This window comes from Geodermatophilus chilensis (assembly GCF_002802985.1).
In the GTDB taxonomy this organism is placed as follows: domain Bacteria; phylum Actinomycetota; class Actinomycetes; order Mycobacteriales; family Geodermatophilaceae; genus Geodermatophilus; species Geodermatophilus chilensis.
In genome coordinates this window covers 1-1,569 of record NZ_NVPT01000342.1, presented here as the reverse complement: position 1 = coordinate 1,569, position 1,569 = coordinate 1, and the positions used below count along the sequence as shown (strand labels likewise).

The window sequence follows — 1,569 nt, the reverse complement described above, 5'->3', positions numbered from 1 at the left end:
CTAGGAGCCTGCTGAACAAGTAGGGCGGGCAGGCTGCCATCAATGACCGTCGAGCGGCAGATCGGTCACAACCCTGGGGTTGGACAACGAGGTCGGCCTGCCCGCTGGAGCCGATCATTCGCCTGTGTGGCCGCTCGGGTCCAGCCCCGCGTTTCCGGTTCAGGCCGGCGCGAGGGTCCAGCGACCGTTGGTGCCGGTCAGCCCGAGGTTGAGCAGGCGGCGGAGGTTGAGCGCGGCGACCCGAAGGTGTAGCCAGGCGTCGTTTCTGGCCACGCCTCGGTAGGGGACTCGGCGGTTGCCGCGGGTGATCCAGGCGATGCTGCGTTCGACCATAGGTCGGTGCCGGCGGTAGGTGGCCTGGAACTGGGGGTCGGCGGCGCGCGCTCGATGCGCTCGCTGAAGGGCGTCGTGCGGATGGAGATGAAGGGTGCGCCCGCGGACGGCGCTGGTGCAGCGTTGCCGCAGCGGGCAGCCGCGGCAGACCGCACCGAAGGTCACTGCGCGGGTGCGGCTGATCGGTCGGGTGACCCCGTGCGGGCAGGTCACGGCGCCGGCGGCCTCATCGACGGTGAAGTCATCGGCGGTGAATCCGCCGGGCACGGCCGGGCGCAGCGGCCACGGCTTGATCACCGGCGCGTGGCCGGCTTGGTCCAGGGCGTCGAGGGCTTCACCGGTGCCGTAGGCGGAGTCGCCGAGCACCTCGGCGCGCCCGGCGATGGTGTCGTCGTCGGCCAGCAGCTCGATCCCCACCGCGGCGTCGCTGTTGGCCGCCCCTGTGGCTGGGGTGAGCCGGGTGTTGGTGATCAGCCCGGTGTCGGGCTCGACCACCACGTGTGCGGTGAACCCGTCGGTGCGCCGCTGCACGGTCTTGTGCGCGTGCCGGGCATCGGGATCGACGACGGAGACGACCCGGTCTTCGGCGACCCGCCGGGCGATCTGCCATCGCCCGTCGGTGCCGTCGCTGCCCTCGACCGGCTCGACATCCTGGCCGGCGACCAGTGCCAGCAGGGCCAGCGCCTCGGCGCCCCGCGGCTCCAGCTGCTGCTCGGGCAGGTGACCGAGCAGGCGGTGCGCGTCACCTACCAGCGCATCCACCAGGACTGCGCGGGCATCCGGATCGTCCCAGGCGATCGCCGGCTTGCCTGGGTCGTCGTAGTCGTGCGCGGTGCACTGGGCCGCGACGACGGTGGCGGCCCCGGGCACCTCTCGGCGGACCCTGCGGATCGCGGTGATCAGCTGGATCACGGTGTCCTGGGTGGACACCGCGTCCTCCAGGATCGTGGAGTCCAGCGCGCGCCGGCTCTTACCGGTCAGCGCGCCGGTGGCACGCACCACCTCGCGAACGGCGTCGAACATCCGGTTAGGCCGGGGCGAGGCGGCCAGCCGGCGCCGCCAGTAGGTCAGCACCGTCGGATGAAACGCCGCCGCCTCGACCGATAGACCGCAGGCGGCCTTCCACCGCAGATCGAAGGTCAGGGCCTCGGTCGCCTCCCGATCCGAGCGGCCCTCCAGCGCTTGGAGCACCAGCACCGCGGCCACCACATCCGCGGGCACGCTGGGCCGGCCCAG

1 protein-coding gene is annotated in these 1,569 nt (G+C 72.4%); it reads right to left on the bottom strand.

Features of this window, described 5'->3' with window-relative positions; genetic code table 11:
* Window positions 1-159 precede the first annotated feature (159 nt).
* Window positions 160-1,569: IS1182 family transposase (locus tag CNO22_RS27005; RefSeq protein WP_100502295.1), on the bottom strand; the 1,410-nt coding region annotated here is incomplete at its 5' end.